Source organism: Nocardioides sp. Root682, from assembly GCF_001427795.1.
Classification (GTDB): Bacteria; Actinomycetota; Actinomycetes; order Propionibacteriales; family Nocardioidaceae; genus Nocardioides.
Genome location: NZ_LMHJ01000003.1, coordinates 911,648 through 929,408 on the forward strand (window position 1 = coordinate 911,648; position 17,761 = coordinate 929,408).

A 17,761-nucleotide genomic window follows, 5' to 3' on the forward strand; every position below is an offset into this window, starting at 1 on the left:
GCAACCCACGCACCTCGAGCGCGAAACCCACGCACTTCGTGGAGATCAGGCGAACCAGGCGGGGGCGTCCTCGAGGAAATGCGAGCGAGAGAGGCTGCCGGCACCCTCGGGGATGACCGCGACCACGGGGACGCCGGTGATGCGGGGCAGGTCGTCGCGGTTGCACGACTCGGCGAGACCAGGCGAGTCGGGCCAGGAACCGATGACCAGGCCGGCGGGCTCGACCTGGACCGCGCGCAGGGCGGTGACGGTCAGCTCGGTGTGGTTGAGAGTGCCGAGGCCGGCCCGGGTGACTACCACGACGTCGACGGGCGAGCTCACCATGTCGCCGGTACGGCGCCGCAACGCGAAGGTCAGGTCGCGCGCGAGGTCGAGCAGGGTGCCGCCCTCGGCGTCCAACCGGACGAGCAGTCCGCCGGCGCCCTCGACCAGCACGACGTCGTACGCGTCGTCGGTCAGCAGGCCACGGATCCGGGAGACGTGCTCGCGCACGGTGGGGATCGCCACCCCCTGTCGGCGCGCGGCGGTGTCCGGCGCGAGCGGCTCGTCGAGCGCCACGAACTGGACCGTGTCGACCCCGGTGAGCAAGCGGACCGTGTCGACGTCGGGCACGTCCGGGTCGGCTCCACCGACGCCGGTCTGGACGGGCTTGACGACCAGCACCCGGTGCCCGGCGGCGGCCTCGCGAGCAGCCAGCGCCGCCGTCGCGATCGTCTTGCCGACCCCGGTGTCGGTGCCGGTGACCACGACGACTCGGGTCACTGGTGTTCCTTCACGAGGGCGACCAGGGTCGCGACGGCACGCGCCCAGTCGTCCTCGGGGACGCCGGCGCTGGCCGTGATGCGCAGGCGCGAGATGCCGTCCGGCACCGAGGGCGGCCGGAAGCACCCGACCCGAAGGCCCGCCTCGAGGGCGGCTGCCTGAGCTGCGACCGCGGCCTGCGGCGAGGACATCGGGACCGACAGCACCGCACCAGCGGGCGCCACGATGCCGAGTGCGTCAGCCAGGTCGCTGACGCGTCGGCGTACGGTCTGTGCCAGCTCGGGCCGCGCGACGATCTCGCGCAGTGCCGCGAGAGCACCGGCGGTCGGGGCGGGCGCCAGCCCGGTGTCGAAGATGAACGGGCGGGCCCGGTTGACCAGGTGCTCGCGAACTGCGGCGGAGCCGAGGACCGCACCGCCCTGGCTGCCGAGCGACTTCGACAGGGTCGCGGTGACGACGACGTGGGGGAGTCCGGCGAGTCCGAGCGTGGTCACGAGCCCGGGTCCGTGGACCCCGACGCCATGGGCCTCGTCGGCGATCAGGAGGGCGTCGTACTCCTCGCAGAGGGTGGCGAGCTCGACCAGCGGCGCGGCGTCGCCGAGGACGGAGTAGACCGACTCGACGAGGACCATCGCCCGCTCGCCGGCGGCCTCGGCCTCGACCAGGCCGGCGCGCACGGCGTCGACGTCGCTGTGCGGCACGACGGTCAGCTGGGCTCGCGACAGGCGGACTGCGTCCACCAGAGAGGCGTGGATGTGGGCGTCCGAGATGACCCTCGTCGTCCGGTCGGCGAGTGCGGTGACGACGGCCAGGTTGGCGTGGTAGCCGGTGGAGAACACGAGTGCAGCGGGCTGCTGGAGGTACGCCGCCAGCTCGGCCTCGAGCTCGGCGTGCACCGCCAGGGTGCCGGTGACCAGACGCGAGGCGCTCGCTCCCGAGCCCCAGGTCAGGGCGGCGTCGGCCGCTGCGCGGCAGACCGCGGGGTCGCGAGCGAGGCCGAGGTAGTCGTTGCCGGCGAGATCGATCGTCGCGTCGTCGGAGGCGCGTGCCCGCAGCCGGCGGGTCAGTCCAGCGGCTTCCCGGCCCGCCGCTTCGGCGTCCAGCCACTCACTCCAGCGACTCATCCCGCACGCACCGCCGCTCCGATTCCTGCGACGAGCACGTCGAGCTCCTCGTCGCTGATGACGTACGGCGGCATGGCGTAGACGAGGTCGCGGAACGGCCGCAGCCACACGCCTGCCTCGATCGCGGCGTCGGTCGCCGCCACGACGTCGACCGGGTGATCGAGCTGGACCACTCCGACCGCGCCGATGGTGCGCACGTCGACCACGCCCGGCAGCTCACGCAACGGCTCGAGCCCGGACGCGAGCCGTGCTCCGATCCGCTCGACGGTGCCGGCCCAGTCCTGGGACAGCAGCAGGTCGATCGAGGCGCTGGCGACCGCGCAACCCAGCGGGTTGCCCATGAACGTGGGGCCGTGCATGACGACGCCGGACTCGCTGGCGGAGATGCCGCGCGCGACCTCGTCGGTGGTGAGCACCGCGGCGAGCGAGAGGTAGCCGCCGGTCAGGGCCTTGCCGACGCAGAGGACGTCGGGGGTGACCAGTTCGCTGACGAACAGGTGGCCGGTGCGGCCGAAGCCCGTCGCGATCTCGTCGAACACCAGTACCAGGCCGTGCTCGTCGGCCACGTCGCGGAACACCTGCAGGCAGGCGGCGGGGTAGGGGTGCATGCCGCCGGCGCCCTGGAGGAGCGGCTCGACGATGATCCCGGCGAGCTGGTGGGCGTGCGCCGCAGCCAGCGAACGGAAGCTCACCGCCCAGGCCTCGATGTCGGCGTCCGTCGCGTCGTGCGCAGGCGGCTGCGGCCCGAACAGCTGCGACGGCAGCAGGTCACGCCACATCGAGTGCATGCCACCGACCGGGTCGGTGACGCTCATGCAGTCGAACGTGTCGCCGTGGTAGCCGCCGAGGACGGTCAGCATCCGGGTGCGTTCGGGGTGGCCGAGCCCGCGCTGGTACTGCAGCACCATCTTGATCGCGACCTCGACCGACACCGAGCCGGAGTCGGCGAGGAACACCCGCTCGAGCGGCTCGGGGGTGATCGACACCAGGCGCTTCCCGAGCTCGACGGCCGGCTCGTGGGTGAGGCCGCCGAACATCACGTGCGAGAACGAGCCGATCTGGCCGACGACCGCTGCATCGAGCACCGGGTGCCGGTAGCCGTGGATCGCCGACCACCACGACGACATCCCGTCCACGACCTCGCGGTCGTCGACCGTGAGCTTCGAGCCCGACGCGCCCGTCACCAGCCGCACCGGAGTCGGCTCGGTCATCGAGGTGTAGGGATGCCACAGGTGCTCGCGGTCGAACGCGAGGGCGTCGGTGGCGGCCAGGACTGTCATTGCGGAGGCTCAGGCGTTCGCGGGGACCTCGGTGCCCGCGCCACGCTGGCGGATCACCGGCTTGTGGTCGTCCGCCGGCTCGCCCGAGAGGCCGGCGGCGCAGCCGCCGCAGCTCGTGCCGCACCCGGTGCTGGCCGATCCGCACGGCGACGTCGCCGCGGGCGTGTGGGCCGCACCGGCCGCAGGCGCGTTGAACACGTCGTCGAAGGTGCCGTCGTTGAACGCGTTCTCCTGGCCCAGGATCACGAAGCCGTTGTCGCGCATCATCTCCAGGTCCGACTTCGCGTCCTGGCCCTCGGAGGTCAGGTAGTCGCCGAGGAAGATGGAGTTCGCGACGTGCAGAGCGGTGGCCTGGAGGGTGCGCAGGTGCATCTCGCGGCCACCGGCGATGCGGATCTCCTTGTCCGGGCACACGAAGCGCGCCATGGCGAGGATCTTCACGCAGCGGGTGGGGGAGAGCTCCCAGGTGTTCTCGTACGGGGTGCCGTCGAACGGCATCAGGAAGTTGACCGGGATCGAGTCCGAGCCGAGCTCCTTGAGTGCGAAGAGCGCCTCGACGAGCTGCTCGTCGGTCTCGCCCAGTCCGGCGATCAGGCCCGAGCACGGCGACAGTCCGGCGGACTTCGCCTTGCCGATGGTGTCGACGCGGTCCTCGTAGGTGTGCGTCTGGACGATGTTGTCGTGGTTCGACTCGGCCGTGTTGATGTTGTGGTTGTAGGCATCGACACCGGCGGCCTTGAGGCGCTCGGCCTGGCCGTCCTTGAGGAGCCCGAGGCACGCGCAGACCTCCACGCCGTCGTACTCGTCCTTGAGCGCCTCGGTCATCTCGACGACCTTGTCGATGTCGCGGTTCGAGGGGCCGCGACCCGACGACACCATGCACACCCGCGAGGCGCCGCCCTTGAGGCCGGCGCCCGCCTGCCGGATCGCGTCGTCCTTGGAGAGCCAGGAGTACTTGAGGATCGGCGCTTCCGAGCCGATCGCCTGCGAACAGTAGTTGCAGTTCTCGGGACACAGGCCGGACTTCAGGTTGACCAGGTAGTTGACCTTGACCTTGTTGCCGAAGTGCTCGCGGCGCAGGCGGCCAGCGGCGGCGACGATCGACATCAGCTCGAAGTCGGGTGCCTGGAGCACGGCGAGCGCGTCGGCCGCGGTGGCTCCGGTGTCGGGGCCGCCCTCGAGGATGCGGGTGGCGAGCGCGTCGAAGTTGGTGGTCATGGTTGCTCCCGGCAGGTAAGTTGAACAGTGTTCAGGTGACAAGGGTAAGCGACGAGGGCAGGAAGGCGCCAGATGGGCTATCGACGCGGAGAAATCGTCGGCCGTGCGATCACCGTCCTCGACGACGTCGGGCTCGACGGACTCTCCATGCGCAAGCTCGCTGGGGACCTCGGGGTCCAGGTGGGCGCGCTCTACCACCACTTCGAGAACAAGGCGGCCCTGCTCGCGGCGGTCTCCGACGAGATCCTGCGCCGTGGTCGCCGACCGGCCGAGATCGTCGCGTGGGACGCCGAGCTGAGCCTGCTGTGTGCCGAGCTCCGTGACGCGATGCGCCGGCACCGGGACGGCGCCTCACTCATCGCCCAGGTCCACCGGTACGACGCCGAGGTGCTCGAACGTCCGCTGCGATCAGCGCTGGAGCGTGGTGGTGCGGACGAGCACCTCGCCCGGGTGGGTGCCCGGAGCCTGGTGCGTTTCGTGCTCTCCCACGAGGACGACGACGCCGACGACTTCAGCCTCGGACTGGGGCTGGTCCTCGACGGGCTGCGCCACCGGCTGAGGACACCGGTTGGGTTGCCAGCTGGGCCACCAGCCTGATGGTTCGATGGCGTAGAGCCTGCAGCCACCGATTTCCGGCTACTACGCGCCCCCATTCGGGCGCCCCGGACGGCGTTGTCGCACCTCGACGGGCCTCCGGCCCGCCTTCGGCACTCCGCCTTGCCGGGACACCCGCCTGGAGGCGCTCGCTACGCCGGAAATCGGCGGCTGCAGGCTAAGGTCCACGAAACATCCGGGAGGCACTATGGACGACATGGCGATGAATCCGGTGACGGTCGTGCTGTTCGGCGCGACGGGCGACCTGGCGCGACGCAAGCTCCTGCCCGGACTCCTCCATCTCTTCGAGACCGGGCTCATCCCGGACCTGCAGATCGTCGGCACCTCCCTCGACGACCACACCACCGAGACGTTCGTGGACTTCGCCCACGAGGCATCGACGGAGTTTTCCGGCACCGACGGCGACATGGCCGCGTGGCCGGAGTTCTCCAAGCGGCTGCACTGGGCGCCCGGCGCCGAGGGTCCCGCGGGACTGCGCGCTGCCGTCGACAAGGCCGAGGCCGGTGCGAAGGGTGACCGCACCCGGCTGCACTACCTCAGCGTGCCGCCGAAGGCCGCGCTGTCGGTGGTGAAGACCCTCGAGGACGCCGACCTCGTGCGGGGCAGCCGGATCATCATGGAGAAGCCGTTCGGGGTCGACCTGGCGAGCGCGAAGAAGCTCAACGGCGAGCTGCACAAGACCTTCGACGAGTCGCAGATCTACCGGATCGACCACTTCCTCGGGAAGGAAGCGGCGCAGAACATCCTCGCGTTCCGGTTCGCCAACGGACTCTTCGAACCGATCTGGCACCGCAACAACATCGACCACATCCAGATCGACATCCCCGAGGAGCTCGGTCTCGACCAGCGCGCCAACTTCTACGAGTCGACCGGCGCCTACAAGGACATGGTGGTCACCCACCTGTTCCAGGTGCTGGCGTTCATCGCGCTGGAGCCGCCGACGGCGCTGACACCGCACGCGATCAACGAGGAGAAGAACAAGGTCTTCCGGTCGATGCTGCCCATCGACCCGGCGGACGTCGTACGCGGGCAGTATCAGGGGTACCGCGACATCGAGGGCGTCGCGTCCGAGTCGGAGACCGAGACCTTCATCGCGCTCAAGTGCTACATCGACAACTGGCGCTGGGCCGGCGTGCCGTTCTACCTCCGCACCGGCAAGCGGCTGGCCGAGGGGGCGCGGATCATCTCCATCGCCTTCAAGGAGCCGCCGAAGTCGATGTTCCCGAAGAACTCCGGCGTCGGTGAGCACGGCCCCGACCACCTGACGTTCGACCTCGCCGACAAGGCGAAGATGTCGCTGTCCTTCTACGGCAAGCGGCCTGGTCCGGGCATGAAGCTCGACAAGCTGTCGATGCAGTTCGCCATGGGTGACACCACGTGGGCAGGCTCGGTGCTGGAGGCCTACGAGCGACTGATCTACGACGCCGCCCGCGGCGACCAGACGCTGTTCACCTCTGCGGAGGGCATCGAAAGACTGTGGGAGGTCTCCGAGCCGCTGCTCGACAGCCCGCCCATCGTCCGCCCCTACCGCCAGGGCAGCTGGGGACCCAACCAGATCCACCAGCTCATCGCGCCGTACGCCTGGCGGCTTCCGTTCGAGCGCGAGTGGCGCGACCCCAACACCCTGGGCAGCTGACTGACTGCACGGCCCTCAGGTCGTGCTGAACGCGTAGTCCTCCAACGGGAACCGCACCGCCTCGCGGTGGGCGGACACCGTCGAGGTCGGCCGCAGCAGCACGGCCTCGCCGTGCGGGTTGAAGTAGTAGCTGCGCGAGGTCGAGCAGTCCCCGGCGTTGAAGACCGAGTTGCCCATCAGCCCGGTCATCCGGTCGAGGAACTCGTCGTTGGCCTCCTCGGACACCTCGAACACGTCGGCATCCCGCTTCTTCATCGCCGTCAGCAGTCGCGCCATGTGCGCCATCTGCGTCTCGATCGTCGTGAAGTACGACAGCCCCGAGTAGGAGTAGGGGCTGTTGAGCGAGAAGAAGTTCGGGAAGCTCGGCACGGTGATGCCCTCGTACGCCGAGAACCGGTTGTCACGCCACCACTTGCCGAGGTTGCGGCCCTCACGCCCGATGATCTCGATCGCGGGGAAGTTCACGTCCCACAGGTTGAAGCCGGTCGCGAGCACGAGGACGTCGAGGTCGACGCGGTTGCCGTCGGTCGTCACGATCCCGTTGGCGTCGACGTGGTCGATCGTCGTGGTCTCGAGGTCGACGTGGGGCCGGGTGAACGTCGGGAAGTAGGTGTTGCTGAACGTCGGGCGCTTGCAGCCGAAGTCGTAGTCGGGGGTGAGCTTCGCGCGGAGCTCGCGGTCCTTGACCTGGCTCTTCAGGTGGCGTTCGCAGACCTGCTTGCCGACCCGGTTGGCCCACGGCAGGTCCTTGAAGTGCAGGACACCGGCGACCATCAGCAGCTCGAGGATCGAGGAGCTGACCAGGCGGGTGGCCTTCTGGGTCAGGGGGACCGTGGCGAACGCGCGCCGCACGATCCCGGGCACTGGCCCGTCCATCTTGGGGCTCACGTAGATCGGCGTGCGCTGGTAGACGGTGAGGTGGTCAGCGACCTTCGCGAGCTCGGGGATGAGCTGTACGGCGGTCGCGCCGGTGCCGATGATGCCGATCCGCTTGCCCGCAAGGTCGATGTCGTCGTCCCAGCGCGTGGTGTGGACGACGGTGCCCGCGAAGTCGTCGATGCCCGCGATGTCGGGCATCTTCGGCTGCGACAGGAACCCGGTCGCCGTCAACAGGAAACGCCCGTGCACGGTCTCGCCACCTTCGAGCGTCACCGACCACGCCGCTCTGTCCTCGTCCCAGCGGGCGCCCTCCACGACCGTGCCGAACCGCATCAGCTCGCGCAGTCCGTACTTGTCGGCGACCGTCCCGGCGTAGCGCTTGAGCTCTGCTCCGGGCGCGAACAGCCGCGACCAGTGCGGGTTGGGCTCGAAGGAGTAGGAGTACGTCGAGGACGGGATGTCGACGGCGAGCCCGGGGTAGTGGTTGACGTGCCAGGTGCCGCCCAGGTCGTCCTCGCGCTCGAGGATCACCAGGTCGTCGTACCCCTGACGGCGCAGCTCGATCGCTGCGCCCATGCCGCCGAAGCCGGCTCCGACGATGACGGCGTCGTGGATGTGGGGTGCGGTTCGCTTGCTCATCGTGAGCTCCGTTCGGTGGTGGTGCCGGTGGCGGCGTCGAGTCGTGCTGTGTAGGCCGCGCGAGCGGCTTCGTCGGGGCGCAGGGCGCGGTCGTCGCGGATCACCTTGCGGACCCGGTCGAGCACGCCGGCGGGGAGCAGCTGTGAACCGGCGGAGATCATCCCGACGTAGGAGGGGACGGCGATCTCGGCCGCGTGGCTGCGCACCGACCCGACGACGGCGTCGGCGATCCGCTGGGGGGTGACCTTCGGGATCGGCTTCATGTCGAAGCCCGAGGCGAGATCGGTGTCGACGGCCGACGGCAGGACGGCGGTGATGGTGACGCCGTACGGCGCCAGCTCCAGGCGGGTCGCGGCGGTGAGGCCGACGACGGCGTACTTGCTGGCGTTGTAGACCGCGAGTCCCGGGACCGGGAACTTGCCCGCGAGTGACGCCACGTTCACGACGTGACCACGCCGGCGCTCGGCCATGCCCGGCAGCACCCGGTGCATGCCGTTGAGGACACCGTGGACGTTGACCTCCATGGTCAGCCGGTCGACGGCCGGGTCCTGGTCGAGGAAGGCACCGGTCGGCATCACGCCGGCGTTGTTGACGAGCACGTCGACGGGGCCGTGCTCGGCCTCCGCGGCCGTCACGAAGGCGTCGTACGACGCCACGTCGGCCACGTCCAGGTGGTGGGCCGAGGCACCGATCTCGGCGGCGGTGGCCCGGGCGAGGTCGAGGTCGAGGTCGCCGATGGACACCTTGGCGCCGCGGGCGCGGAATGCCTCCGCGGTGGCGCGGCCGATGCCGCGGGCACCGCCGGTGATGACGACGTGGGCGCCGTCCAGGTCGATGCGGGTCGGTCGGGTCATCGGGCCACCTCCGGGGTGCTCAAGCGCTGGGTGACGAGGCCGGGCGCCTGGGCGCGGGCGACGTCGCGGACGTGTTCGCGGCGCGAACCGTCCATGAAGTTGGGGCCCATCGCGGCGAGGTCCGCCGCCGTGGGCTCGATGCGCGTGACCCGGGCTCCGGCACGGATCAGTGCCTCGACCTCGGCGTCGACGCGGCGCGTCATCGGACGGCGGAGGGCGCGCTCGACGCGCTCCAGCCCCCGGGCCGGGGCGCCACCGTGGCTCGACATCGGAGCAACGATGACGACCTCCTGGATCCGGCCGTCCTCGACGGCCGGCAGGAGCAGGTCGGCCGAGGTCGGGGAGACCGTGCCGCCGTCGAGGAGCGGGCGACCGTCGACCACGACGGGTGGGAACCAGCCCGGGATCGCCCAGGACGCGGCGATGGCCCGCCCGAGGGTGGTACGCGGCGCATCGGTGCGACCGAGGGGGATCCGGACGCCGGTGCGTGCATCGGCGGCGACCAGCCAGGTGTCCGGGTGGTCGACCCAGCCGCCGGGCGCCAGCGTGTCACCGAGGGAGACGAGCCAGTCGGCGTTGCCGCCGCCGCGAGGCAGGAGACCGGCCACGCCGGCGAGCGGATCCACCTTCCCGGTCAGGGCAGCGCGGACGAGTCCCAGACCGGGCAGCCCTGGCCGCGGAAGCCCGGGCAGCGAACCGGGGGAAGCGGGGGAGTGGAGGTGTGCACGGACCCGTGGATCGGACTCGCTGGCGATGGCCGCGGCACGGATGCCCGTGCCCAGCAGCGCCACGAGCTCGGCACCCGCCGACGTACCGACGAGGACGTCGGCGGTGGTGGGGTCCCAGCCCTGACGCTCCAGCTCGGCCAGCACCTCCGCGGTCCAGGCGAACCCCAGGGTGCCACCACAGCCAATGACCAATGCGCGCCCCATCGGGCCCCCTGATCTAGAAACGGAATGGAATGTCAGTTACGGAACGTATCGTCAGATACGCTTCGAGGCAATAGGGTGGTTGTCATGACGGCGAGCGTGGAGACGGGATCGGGAGCGAGCGGCCCTGCTTCGGTGCGCGCCCCGTCGCGGCTCGAGAAGCGGAAGGCGCAGACCCGCCGCGAGATCATCGACGCGGCCTTCACCTGCTTCGCCGAGCAGGGTTACCACTCCACCGGGATCGCGGACATCGCTGCGCGGCTCGGCATCGGCCACGGCACCTTCTACCGGTACTTCGAGAACAAGCGCGACATCGTCGAGCACGTGATCAACGAGCTGATCGAGCGGATCGTCGAGACGCTCGGAGCGGAGAACGCGCCCGACGCCGTCGACACCCTGGAGGACTACCGCGCGCAGTCGGCCCGCATCGGCGAGGGGCTGGCGCGGATCTTCAGTCAGGATCCCCGCGTGCCCCAGCTGCTCCTGTCGGCGGCAGGCATCGACGACGCCATGCGCGAGAAGATGCTCGACCTGTTCGAGCTCACCACCCCGTTGACTGCGGCCTATCTCGAGCACGGGGTCGAGGTCGGCTACCTGCGCAGCGACCTCGACGTCGAGCCCACGGCGCAAGCGATCAACGGCATGATCCTCGGCTCTGTCCTCGCTGCCTTGCGTGACCCGACGCCGCAACGCCAGGCCCGGTTGAGCGCCGCCATCCGGGCGGTCATGTACGACGGCATCGCGGCCGACTGACGCAGTCGCCCGGTGGTTGAGGTGCGGGCGAAGCGAGCCTCGAAACCCCGGGTGCGGTGACAGGTCGCCCTGATCGGGGCATCGGTGTTGCCGACCTCGATTTGTGACGTGCATCGCTCCTCACCGCACGATAAGTCAATAAAGTCAGTCGAGAAACATTGGTAACTCGACTGGGGGAAGCTCCGGATGATCGAAATCGCCGGACTGACGAAGTCCTATGGCGCGACCACCGTGCTGGACGGCATCGACCTGACGGTCGGTGAGGCGCAGATCGCCGCCGTGGTCGGGCCGAGTGGTGCCGGCAAGAGCACCCTCGCCCGCTGCATCAACCTCCTGGAACGGCCGACCAGCGGCACGATCGCCGTCAACGGGCAGGACCTGACGCGGTTGTCGCGGCGTGACCTGCGCCAGGCACGTCGTCAGATCGGGACGGTCTTCCAGTCCGCGAACCTGCTCCGCCGGCTGACCGCTGCCCAGAACGTCGCGCTGCCGATGCGCCACGCGGGGGTGCCCGATGCCGAGGTCCGCCGGCGCGTGGCCGACCTGCTCGACCGCGTCGGGATGCTGCACCGCGCCAACCACTTCCCGTCACAGCTCTCCGGCGGCCAGCGCCAGCGGATCGGCATCGCCCGCGGGCTCGCACTCCAACCGGCGGTGCTGCTCTCCGACGAAGCGACGTCAGGGCTGGACCCCGACACCACCCGATCGATCCTCGACCTGCTCACCGAGCTCCGCGACGACCTCGGCGTCACGATCCTGGTCATCACCCACGAGATGGACGTGGTCCGCGCGATCGCGGACGTGGTCGCCCAGCTCGACCACGGACGGATCGTCGAACAGGGCGCAGTCGCCGACGTCGTACGACGAAGCGACTCGCCGCTCTCGAGGGCACTCCTGCCGATGCCTCCCGTCCCTGCCGACAGTGGTCTACGCCCCTGGAGCGTGCGGTACCAGCACGAGCAGGTCTCGCCGGTGTGGCTGGCGCAGGCTGGTCGCGAGCTCGACACCGACATCGCCGTCCTCGCCGCGCTGGTCGAGGCCGCGGGGGAGACCCGCGTCGGGCGGCTCACGCTCGGGCTCGAACCGCGCCTAGACGACCGCCGAGTCGTCGAGGTGCTGGGCAGGCACGGTGTCGTCGCCGAGCCCGTCGATCGTGCGGTGCTGCGTCCGGTGCCCGCCGCCGCTGACCAGGAGGGCGTGGCATGACCGTCCTGCTCGGCACCCCGTGGCCCGACGTACCCGACCTGCTGCTGCCGGCCCTGGGGGAGACGTTGCGCATGGTCCTCGTCGTGATGTCGGTGGTCGTCCTCCTCGGCGGGCCGCTCGGCCTGCTCATCTTCAACACCTCGCCGCTCGGGCTCGCCCCCAACCGAGCCGTGCACGTGTCGATCAGCTGGATCGCGAACCTGGGGCGGTCGTTGCCGTTCCTCGTGCTGATGGCCGCGGTCATCCCGGTGACCAAGCTGGTGTTCGGGACCACCATCGGTTTCAAGGCGGCGCTGATCCCGATGTCGATCGCCGGCATCGCGTTCTTCGCACGACTCACCGAGAGTGCCGTGCGCGACGTACCGCGCGAGCTCCTCGACGTCGGACTCGCAGCAGGCAGCAGCAAGCGCCAGATCATCACGTCGATCCAGCTGCGCGAAGCGCTGCCCGGACTGGCTGGCGGCCTGACCCTCAACGTCGTCGCGATGATCGAGTACTCCGCCATCGCAGGCGCCATCGGCTCGGGCGGCATCGGCTACCTCGCCGTCAACTACGGCTACCGCCGCTTCGACGACAACATCATGATCGCCTGCATCGTGCTGCTGATCGCGATCGTCCAGCTCATCCAGTTCTCCGGTGACCGGATCGTCCGGGCTCTCACCCACTGAAAGGAAGCAGCATGTCCACCACCCAGCAGCCCGGAAAGAGGATCGCCGACGAGGTCGGTGACCTCATCGACCTCGGCAGCAACCGCAGGAAGTGGCTCTGGCCCGCCGCCGGCGCGGTCGTCGTCCTCGCCCTGGCCGTGTTCCTCGTCCTCAAGTTCACCGGCGACGACGAGAAGGCCGTGGCCGGCAGTCACTTCGGAAACGACTTCGAGATCGCGTACCAGGCGAGCAGTGCCAGCGAGAAGGCGTTCCTCGACTACCTGAACGACGAGATCGCGCCCGACTACGGCGTGACCATCAAGGGCGTCGGCATCGAGGACGGCAACCAGCTCGACCAGGCGACCGCCGACGGCAAGTACATCGCCAACATCTACCAGCACAAGCACTGGCTCAAGCAGGTCACCGATGCGACGGGCATGAAGCTGACGGCGCTCGGGCCGGTGTTCCAGTGGTCGTACTCCGTCTACTCCAGCAAGTACGCCTCGCTCGACGAGCTGCCCGACGGCGCCGAGGTCGCGCTCCTCAACGACCCCGCGAACACCGCGCAGGCGCTGTGGATCCTCGAGCGTGCGGGCAAGCTGACCTTCAAGGACGGCGTCGACCCGTGGGCCGCGACCGAGCAGGACATCGACAAGAACATCGGTGGCTACAAGTTCACCTACATCGAGTACGGCGCCGGCCCGCGCACCCTCGACTCGGTCGACGCCGTCATCGACTACAACATGTCCTTCGTCGACGCCGGCACCCCGGAGAAGTACCGCATCTTCGAGCCGGACGCCCCCAAGGAGTTCGCCGGCCAGCTCGTCATCGGCAGCGAGTACGCCGACGACCCGCAGGTCGAGAAGCTGAAGAAGGTCTTCCACGACGAGCGTGTGCAGCCCTACCTCGCCGAGAACACGGACCCGAACCTGTCGGGCCAGCTGGCCCCGGTCTCGGCTGACTGAGGCTCGACGTACCAACCGGATTTGTCGCGATCGCACCTGATCCGCGACAAATCCGGTTGGTGCGTGGTCCGGTCAGGCGAGCAACCGCTCGCACTCGGCAACCAGCCGCGCCCGCAGCGGCGCACCCCGCTCCGCGAACCCGCGCTGCGCGTCGACGTACTCGGCCTTGCCCTCGACCGTCTCGATCCGGACGGACTCGAAGCCGAGGTCGGCGAGGTCGTACGGGGCGGCGCGCATGTCGAGGGTGCGGATGTCCCAGGCGAGCTCGAAGCAGTCGGCCACCAGGTCCGAGGAGATCATCGGCGAGAGCCGGAAGGCGTGCTTGTAGAGGTCCATCCCGGCGTGCAGGCAGCCCGGCTGTTCGAACAGCGGCCGGTCGTCCGGGCCGGGGGAGAGCGTGTTCAACGGTCTCGCCGGCGGCGTGAAGAAGCGGAACGCGTCGAAGTGGGAGCAGGCAATGCGGTGCTCCGCGACGACCGCGTCGGTCCCGGCAGGGCCGAGGCGCAGCGGCCAGTCGGCGTGCCGTGTCTCGTCCTCGGCCAGGCGGTAGACCATCGCCCATTCGTGGAGCCCGAAGCAGCCGAAGTGCGGGGCGCGGCCGGAGGTGGCGGACAGCAGCCGGTGCAGGGTCTCGATCAGCGGCCGCTGCGAAGCGACGTACTCGGGGGAGACGGTCACCTGGTCTCGAGACGGTTGCTGCGCAACCTCCTCGACCAACGTGTAGCCCTTGAGGCCGGCGTACTCGTCCCCGTCGTCCAGTACGACGCCGTACCCCGGGTGCCAGCGGCGCAGCTGCGCGGGCCGGTGGGAGTAGTAGGTGAACAGGAAGTCGAAGACCGGGTGCTTGGTGCCGGTGTCGCGGCGGACCAGGTGCGGGGCGACGTACGCATCGATGCGGGCAGCGTGGGCCCGGGCCCGCTCTCGCCAATCCTCCGCATTCACGACGAGCAAGCCTAGGTCGATAGTCTCGACCAGTGCGCATCGTCAGATTCACCACAGGCGAGGACCCGACCTACGGAGTCCTGACCGGAGACCTCGACGAGTACGGCCAGCCTGACGAGGACGCGGTTGTCGTCGCCCTCGCCGGTGACCCGCTCTACGTCGGCATCAAGCTGCTCGAGCAGCAGCACCGCCTCGCGGACGTGCGCCTGCTGGCGCCGGTCCTGCCGCGCAGCAAGGTCGTCGGCATCGGCAAGAACTACGCCGCGCATGCCGCCGAGATGGGTGGCCCCGTGCCGGACGAGCCGCTGATGTTCCTCAAGCCGAACACCAGCGTGGTCGGCCCGGGCGACGCGATCCAGTACCCCCGCCAGTCGAAGTTCATCAGCTACGAGGGCGAGGTGGCCGTCGTCATCGGGCGGATCTGCCGCGACGTCCCGGCCGAGCAGGCCACCGACGTCATCCACGGCTACACGATCGCCAACGACGTCACGGCCCGCGACCTGCAGAAGACCGACGGCCAGTTCACCCGCGCCAAGGGCTTCGACTCGTTCTGTCCGCTCGGGCCGTGGATCGAGACGGACCTCGACCCGCAGGACTTCATCGACGGCCGGCGGATCCAGACGTACCTCAACGGCGACCTCAAGCAGGACGGCTCGACCGCTGACATGATCCACGACATCCCGGCGCTCATCGCCCACGTCTCCAGCGTGATGACCCTGCTGCCCGGCGACGTCATCCTCACCGGCACCCCCGAGGGTGTCGGCCCCATGCAGGTCGGCGACGAGATCGAGATCTCGATCGAGGGCCTCGGCACTCTCACGAACAAGGTGGAAACACGCGCATGACGGTCTCGACAGGCTCGACCCCCGTACGGGTCCGGATGGCCCCTTCGCCCACGGGCAGTCCCCACGTCGGCCTGGTCCGCACGGCCCTGTTCAACTGGGCCTTCGCGCGCCACCACGGCGGCACCTTCGTGTTCCGCATCGAGGACACCGACAAGGAGCGCAGCACGGACGAGTCGCTCACGTCGATCATCGAGCTGTTCCGCTGGCTCGGGCTCGACTGGGACGAGGGTCCCGGGGTCGGCGGCCCGCACGCGCCGTACAAGCAGAGCGAGCGCAGCGACCTGTACGCCGACGCGTTGGTCAAGTTGAAGGGAAGCAGCTTCACCTACGACTGCTACTGCACCACCGAGGAAGCCACCGCGCGCCGGAAGGCCGCCGGCTCCAAGGTGCAGGGGTACGACGGCTTCTGCCGCGAGCTGACGCAGGCCCAGACCGATGCGTTCCTCGCCGAGGGCCGCTTGCCCGTCGTCCGGTTCCGGATGCCCGACGGTGCGATCACCTGGACCGACCTGGTTCGCGGCGAGGTGACCTTCGAGACCGAGTTCGTGCCGGACTTCGCGCTCTGCCGTGCCAACGGCGACCCGCTCTACACGCTGGTCAACCCGGTCGACGACGCGCTGATGGAGATCACCCACGTGCTGCGTGGTGAGGACCTGCTGTCCTCCACGCCGCGTCAGATCGCCCTCTACGAGGCGCTCAAGGAGGTTGGCATCGCCCAGGTGACGCCGGAGTTCGGCCACCTGCCGTACGTCATGGGCGAGGGCAACAAGAAGCTCTCCAAGCGCGACCCCGAGGCGGACGCGCTGTCCTACCGCGAGAAGGGCTACCTGCCCGAGGGCCTGCTCAACTACCTCGCCCTGCTCGGGTGGTCGATCGCCGCGGACCGCGACATCTTCAGCCTCGAGGAGATGGTCGAGGCGTTCGACATCGCCGACGTCGTCCCGAACCCGGCCCGCTTCGACCTGAAGAAGGCCGACGCGATCAACTCCGCGCACATGCGCCTGCTGTCGACCGACGAGATCACCCACCGTGCGCTGCCGTTCCTCAAGGCCGAGGGCGTGGTGTCCGATCCCGTCTCCGACGCCGACGCACAGCTCCTCGAGCTCGCGATGCCCCTCGTCGCCGAGCGGATCAACAAGCTGTCCGAGGCCCCCACGATGCTGGACTTTCTGTTCGTCGACGAGGCCGACTTCGCGCTGGACCCCGAGGACGCCGAGAAGCTGCTTGGCGAGGCCGGGCTCCCCGTCATCCAGGCGTCGTACGACGCCGTGAAGGAGCTCCCGACCTGGTCGACCGACGCGATCCAGACCGCGCTCCAGGCCGCCCTGGTCGACGGCCTGGGCCTCAAGCCGCGCAACGCCTTCGGGCCGGTGCGCGTGGCGATCACGGGCCGCCGGATCTCGCCGCCGCTGTTCGAGTCGATGGAGCTGCTGGGCCGCGAGCGGAGCCTCGGGAGACTGCAGCGTGCCCTCGGCTGAAGAGGCGCCGCCGGTCGAACCGAAGGGCCTGCGCTACGACGAGCTCCACCGTGGCGGTCTTGCCGGCGCGTGGCGGCCCTTCGTCGGCGTGCCGCTCGTCGCGGTGCTCTTCGTCGCCGTCCAGTTCCTGCTCACCGCGCTCTTCACCGTCTACTTCCTGCTGGTCTCGCGTGACACCTACGAGATCGCTGACCGGCTCAGCAGCGACCCGGTCACGCCGGCCTTCCTCGCCTTCGTCAACCTCGGCTGGGCGCTGGCGATCCCGGGCGTCCTGGTGGTCGCCCTGCTCCTGCACCACCAGCGTCCGGGGCTGGTCGCCTCGGTCGTCGGCCGGCTGCGCTGGCGCTGGTTGCTGACCTGTCTGGCCCTCTCGGTGGTCGCGCTGGCGGCGACGGTCCTCATGGCGAGCGTGCTGCCCGACCAAGGGGCTTCCGGTGTCGAGATGAGCGGAGACCTCAACCCGTGGACGTCGAAGGCGCGTGACTTCGTGCTGATCACGTTGCTGCTCACCCCGCTGCAGGCAGCAGGGGAGGAGTACGTGTTCCGCGGTTACCTCGTGCAGGCCTTCGGCGGCGTCGCCAACCTCTTCGGCCCGCGGGTCGGAGCGACGGTCGCCGTCGTCGTACCCGCATTGTTGTTCGCGGTGGCCCACGGCCTCGGGCAGGACGTGCCGACCTTCTTCGACCGGTTCGCGTTCGGCCTCGTGGCCGGCGTGCTGGTGCTGCTGACGGGTGGGCTGGAGGCAGGCATCGCGATGCACGTGCTCAACAACTTCCTGGCCTTCGGGCTGGCGCTGTCGTTCGGCGACATGACCGAGGCGCTGAACCCGTCGGGCGGCTCCTGGTGGTCGATCCCGGTGACCCTGACGCAGTCCTTCGTCTACCTCGGACTGGCCCTGTGGGCAGCGCGCCGGATGGGCCTCGCGACCCGCACGGAAACAGCGACGGGTGGGGCCATTTTGGAGGCCCGGCAGGGCCGCGTGTAATGTT

Annotated in this window: 17 protein-coding genes; 9 read left to right on the top strand and 8 right to left on the bottom strand. The window is 69.6% G+C overall.

Annotated elements, in window-relative coordinates; all coding sequences use genetic code 11:
- Nucleotides 1–45: 45 nt before the first annotated feature.
- Genes bioD through bioB form a run of 4 tightly spaced genes read right to left on the bottom strand, consistent with a single transcriptional unit; the run spans nt 46 to nt 4,384 of the window.
- Entirely contained in the window at nt 46–762 is a 717-nt protein-coding gene (bioD, locus tag ASD84_RS19660) for a dethiobiotin synthase (RefSeq protein ID WP_056714111.1), read from the bottom strand.
- Nucleotides 759–1,886 carry an 8-amino-7-oxononanoate synthase gene (locus tag ASD84_RS19665; RefSeq protein ID WP_056714115.1) on the bottom strand — a complete coding sequence of 376 codons (1,128 nt, stop codon included), beginning with the start codon at nt 1,884–1,886 and terminating at the stop codon, nt 759–761. Before ASD84_RS19665 ends, bioD begins: the two co-directional genes overlap by 4 nt.
- Complete coding sequence (locus ASD84_RS19670) at nt 1,883–3,166, bottom strand: adenosylmethionine--8-amino-7-oxononanoate transaminase (protein WP_056714118.1); 1,284 nt, start codon at nt 3,164–3,166, stop codon at nt 1,883–1,885. The genes ASD84_RS19665 and ASD84_RS19670 overlap by 4 nt, the downstream gene beginning before the upstream one ends.
- 9 nt (nt 3,167–3,175) lie before the next feature.
- Entirely contained in the window at nt 3,176–4,384 is a 1,209-nt protein-coding gene (gene bioB, locus ASD84_RS19675) for a biotin synthase BioB (protein ID WP_056714120.1), read from the bottom strand.
- Between the two features lie 72 nt (nt 4,385–4,456).
- Between bioB and ASD84_RS19680 the strand changes: the two genes are divergently transcribed.
- Nucleotides 4,457–4,981: a TetR family transcriptional regulator gene (locus ASD84_RS19680; protein ID WP_056714123.1), complete on the top strand. Its 525-nt coding sequence runs from the start codon at nt 4,457–4,459 to the stop codon at nt 4,979–4,981.
- 214 nt (nt 4,982–5,195) lie between these two features.
- Nucleotides 5,196–6,635: a glucose-6-phosphate dehydrogenase gene (gene zwf / locus ASD84_RS19685; protein ID WP_235531221.1), complete on the top strand. Its 1,440-nt coding sequence runs from the start codon at nt 5,196–5,198 to the stop codon at nt 6,633–6,635.
- Between the two features lie 15 nt (nt 6,636–6,650).
- On the opposite strand, the gene ASD84_RS19690 is transcribed toward zwf, so the two are convergent.
- From ASD84_RS19690 to ASD84_RS19700, 3 genes are read right to left on the bottom strand one after another with little or no spacing between them, the layout of a single operon-like run.
- The gene (locus ASD84_RS19690; protein ID WP_056714125.1) at nt 6,651–8,153 is read right to left on the bottom strand and encodes a flavin-containing monooxygenase; all 1,503 of its coding nucleotides are present in this window, start codon (nt 8,151–8,153) and stop codon (nt 6,651–6,653) included.
- Nucleotides 8,150–9,007, bottom strand: a complete 858-nt coding sequence (locus ASD84_RS19695; protein ID WP_056714128.1) for an SDR family oxidoreductase — start codon at nt 9,005–9,007, stop codon at nt 8,150–8,152. Before ASD84_RS19695 ends, ASD84_RS19690 begins: the two co-directional genes overlap by 4 nt.
- Nucleotides 9,004–9,939 carry a patatin-like phospholipase family protein gene (locus tag ASD84_RS19700; protein ID WP_056714131.1) on the bottom strand — a complete coding sequence of 312 codons (936 nt, stop codon included), beginning with the start codon at nt 9,937–9,939 and terminating at the stop codon, nt 9,004–9,006. Before ASD84_RS19700 ends, ASD84_RS19695 begins: the two co-directional genes overlap by 4 nt.
- Nucleotides 9,940–10,023: 84 nt before the next feature.
- Between ASD84_RS19700 and ASD84_RS19705 the strand changes: the two genes are divergently transcribed.
- The 4 genes from ASD84_RS19705 to ASD84_RS19720 all read left to right on the top strand — a co-directional run bounded on the left by ASD84_RS19705 (nt 10,024) and on the right by ASD84_RS19720 (nt 13,507).
- Nucleotides 10,024–10,689 (top strand): TetR/AcrR family transcriptional regulator, encoded by a 666-nt coding sequence (locus ASD84_RS19705; protein WP_056714135.1) that lies wholly within the window; start codon nt 10,024–10,026, stop codon nt 10,687–10,689.
- 186 nt (nt 10,690–10,875) lie between these two features.
- Complete coding sequence (locus tag ASD84_RS19710) at nt 10,876–11,895, top strand: methionine ABC transporter ATP-binding protein (protein ID WP_082574085.1); 1,020 nt, start codon at nt 10,876–10,878, stop codon at nt 11,893–11,895.
- Entirely contained in the window at nt 11,892–12,563 is a 672-nt protein-coding gene (locus ASD84_RS19715; protein ID WP_056714138.1) for a methionine ABC transporter permease, read from the top strand. The genes ASD84_RS19710 and ASD84_RS19715 overlap by 4 nt, the downstream gene beginning before the upstream one ends.
- Nucleotides 12,564–12,574: 11 nt before the next feature.
- Nucleotides 12,575–13,507 carry a MetQ/NlpA family ABC transporter substrate-binding protein gene (locus ASD84_RS19720; RefSeq protein ID WP_056714140.1) on the top strand — a complete coding sequence of 311 codons (933 nt, stop codon included), beginning with the start codon at nt 12,575–12,577 and terminating at the stop codon, nt 13,505–13,507.
- Between the two features lie 72 nt (nt 13,508–13,579).
- Here the strand turns inward: ASD84_RS19720 and ASD84_RS19725 are convergent, their stop codons facing one another.
- On the bottom strand, nt 13,580–14,449 hold the full coding sequence (locus ASD84_RS19725; RefSeq protein WP_235531220.1) for a 3-methyladenine DNA glycosylase: 870 nt from the start codon (nt 14,447–14,449) through the stop codon (nt 13,580–13,582).
- Nucleotides 14,450–14,481: 32 nt separating this feature from the next.
- Between ASD84_RS19725 and ASD84_RS19730 the strand changes: the two genes are divergently transcribed.
- Genes ASD84_RS19730 through ASD84_RS19740 form a run of 3 tightly spaced genes read left to right on the top strand, consistent with a single transcriptional unit; the run spans nt 14,482 to nt 17,757 of the window.
- Entirely contained in the window at nt 14,482–15,294 is an 813-nt protein-coding gene (locus ASD84_RS19730; RefSeq protein WP_056714146.1) for a fumarylacetoacetate hydrolase family protein, read from the top strand.
- Complete coding sequence (gene gltX, locus ASD84_RS19735) at nt 15,291–16,772, top strand: glutamate--tRNA ligase (RefSeq protein WP_056714150.1); 1,482 nt, start codon at nt 15,291–15,293, stop codon at nt 16,770–16,772. Before ASD84_RS19730 ends, gltX begins: the two co-directional genes overlap by 4 nt.
- On the top strand, nt 16,759–17,757 hold the full coding sequence (locus ASD84_RS19740) for a CPBP family intramembrane glutamic endopeptidase (protein WP_056714153.1): 999 nt from the start codon (nt 16,759–16,761) through the stop codon (nt 17,755–17,757). The genes gltX and ASD84_RS19740 overlap by 14 nt, the downstream gene beginning before the upstream one ends.
- Nucleotides 17,758–17,761 lie beyond the last annotated feature (4 nt).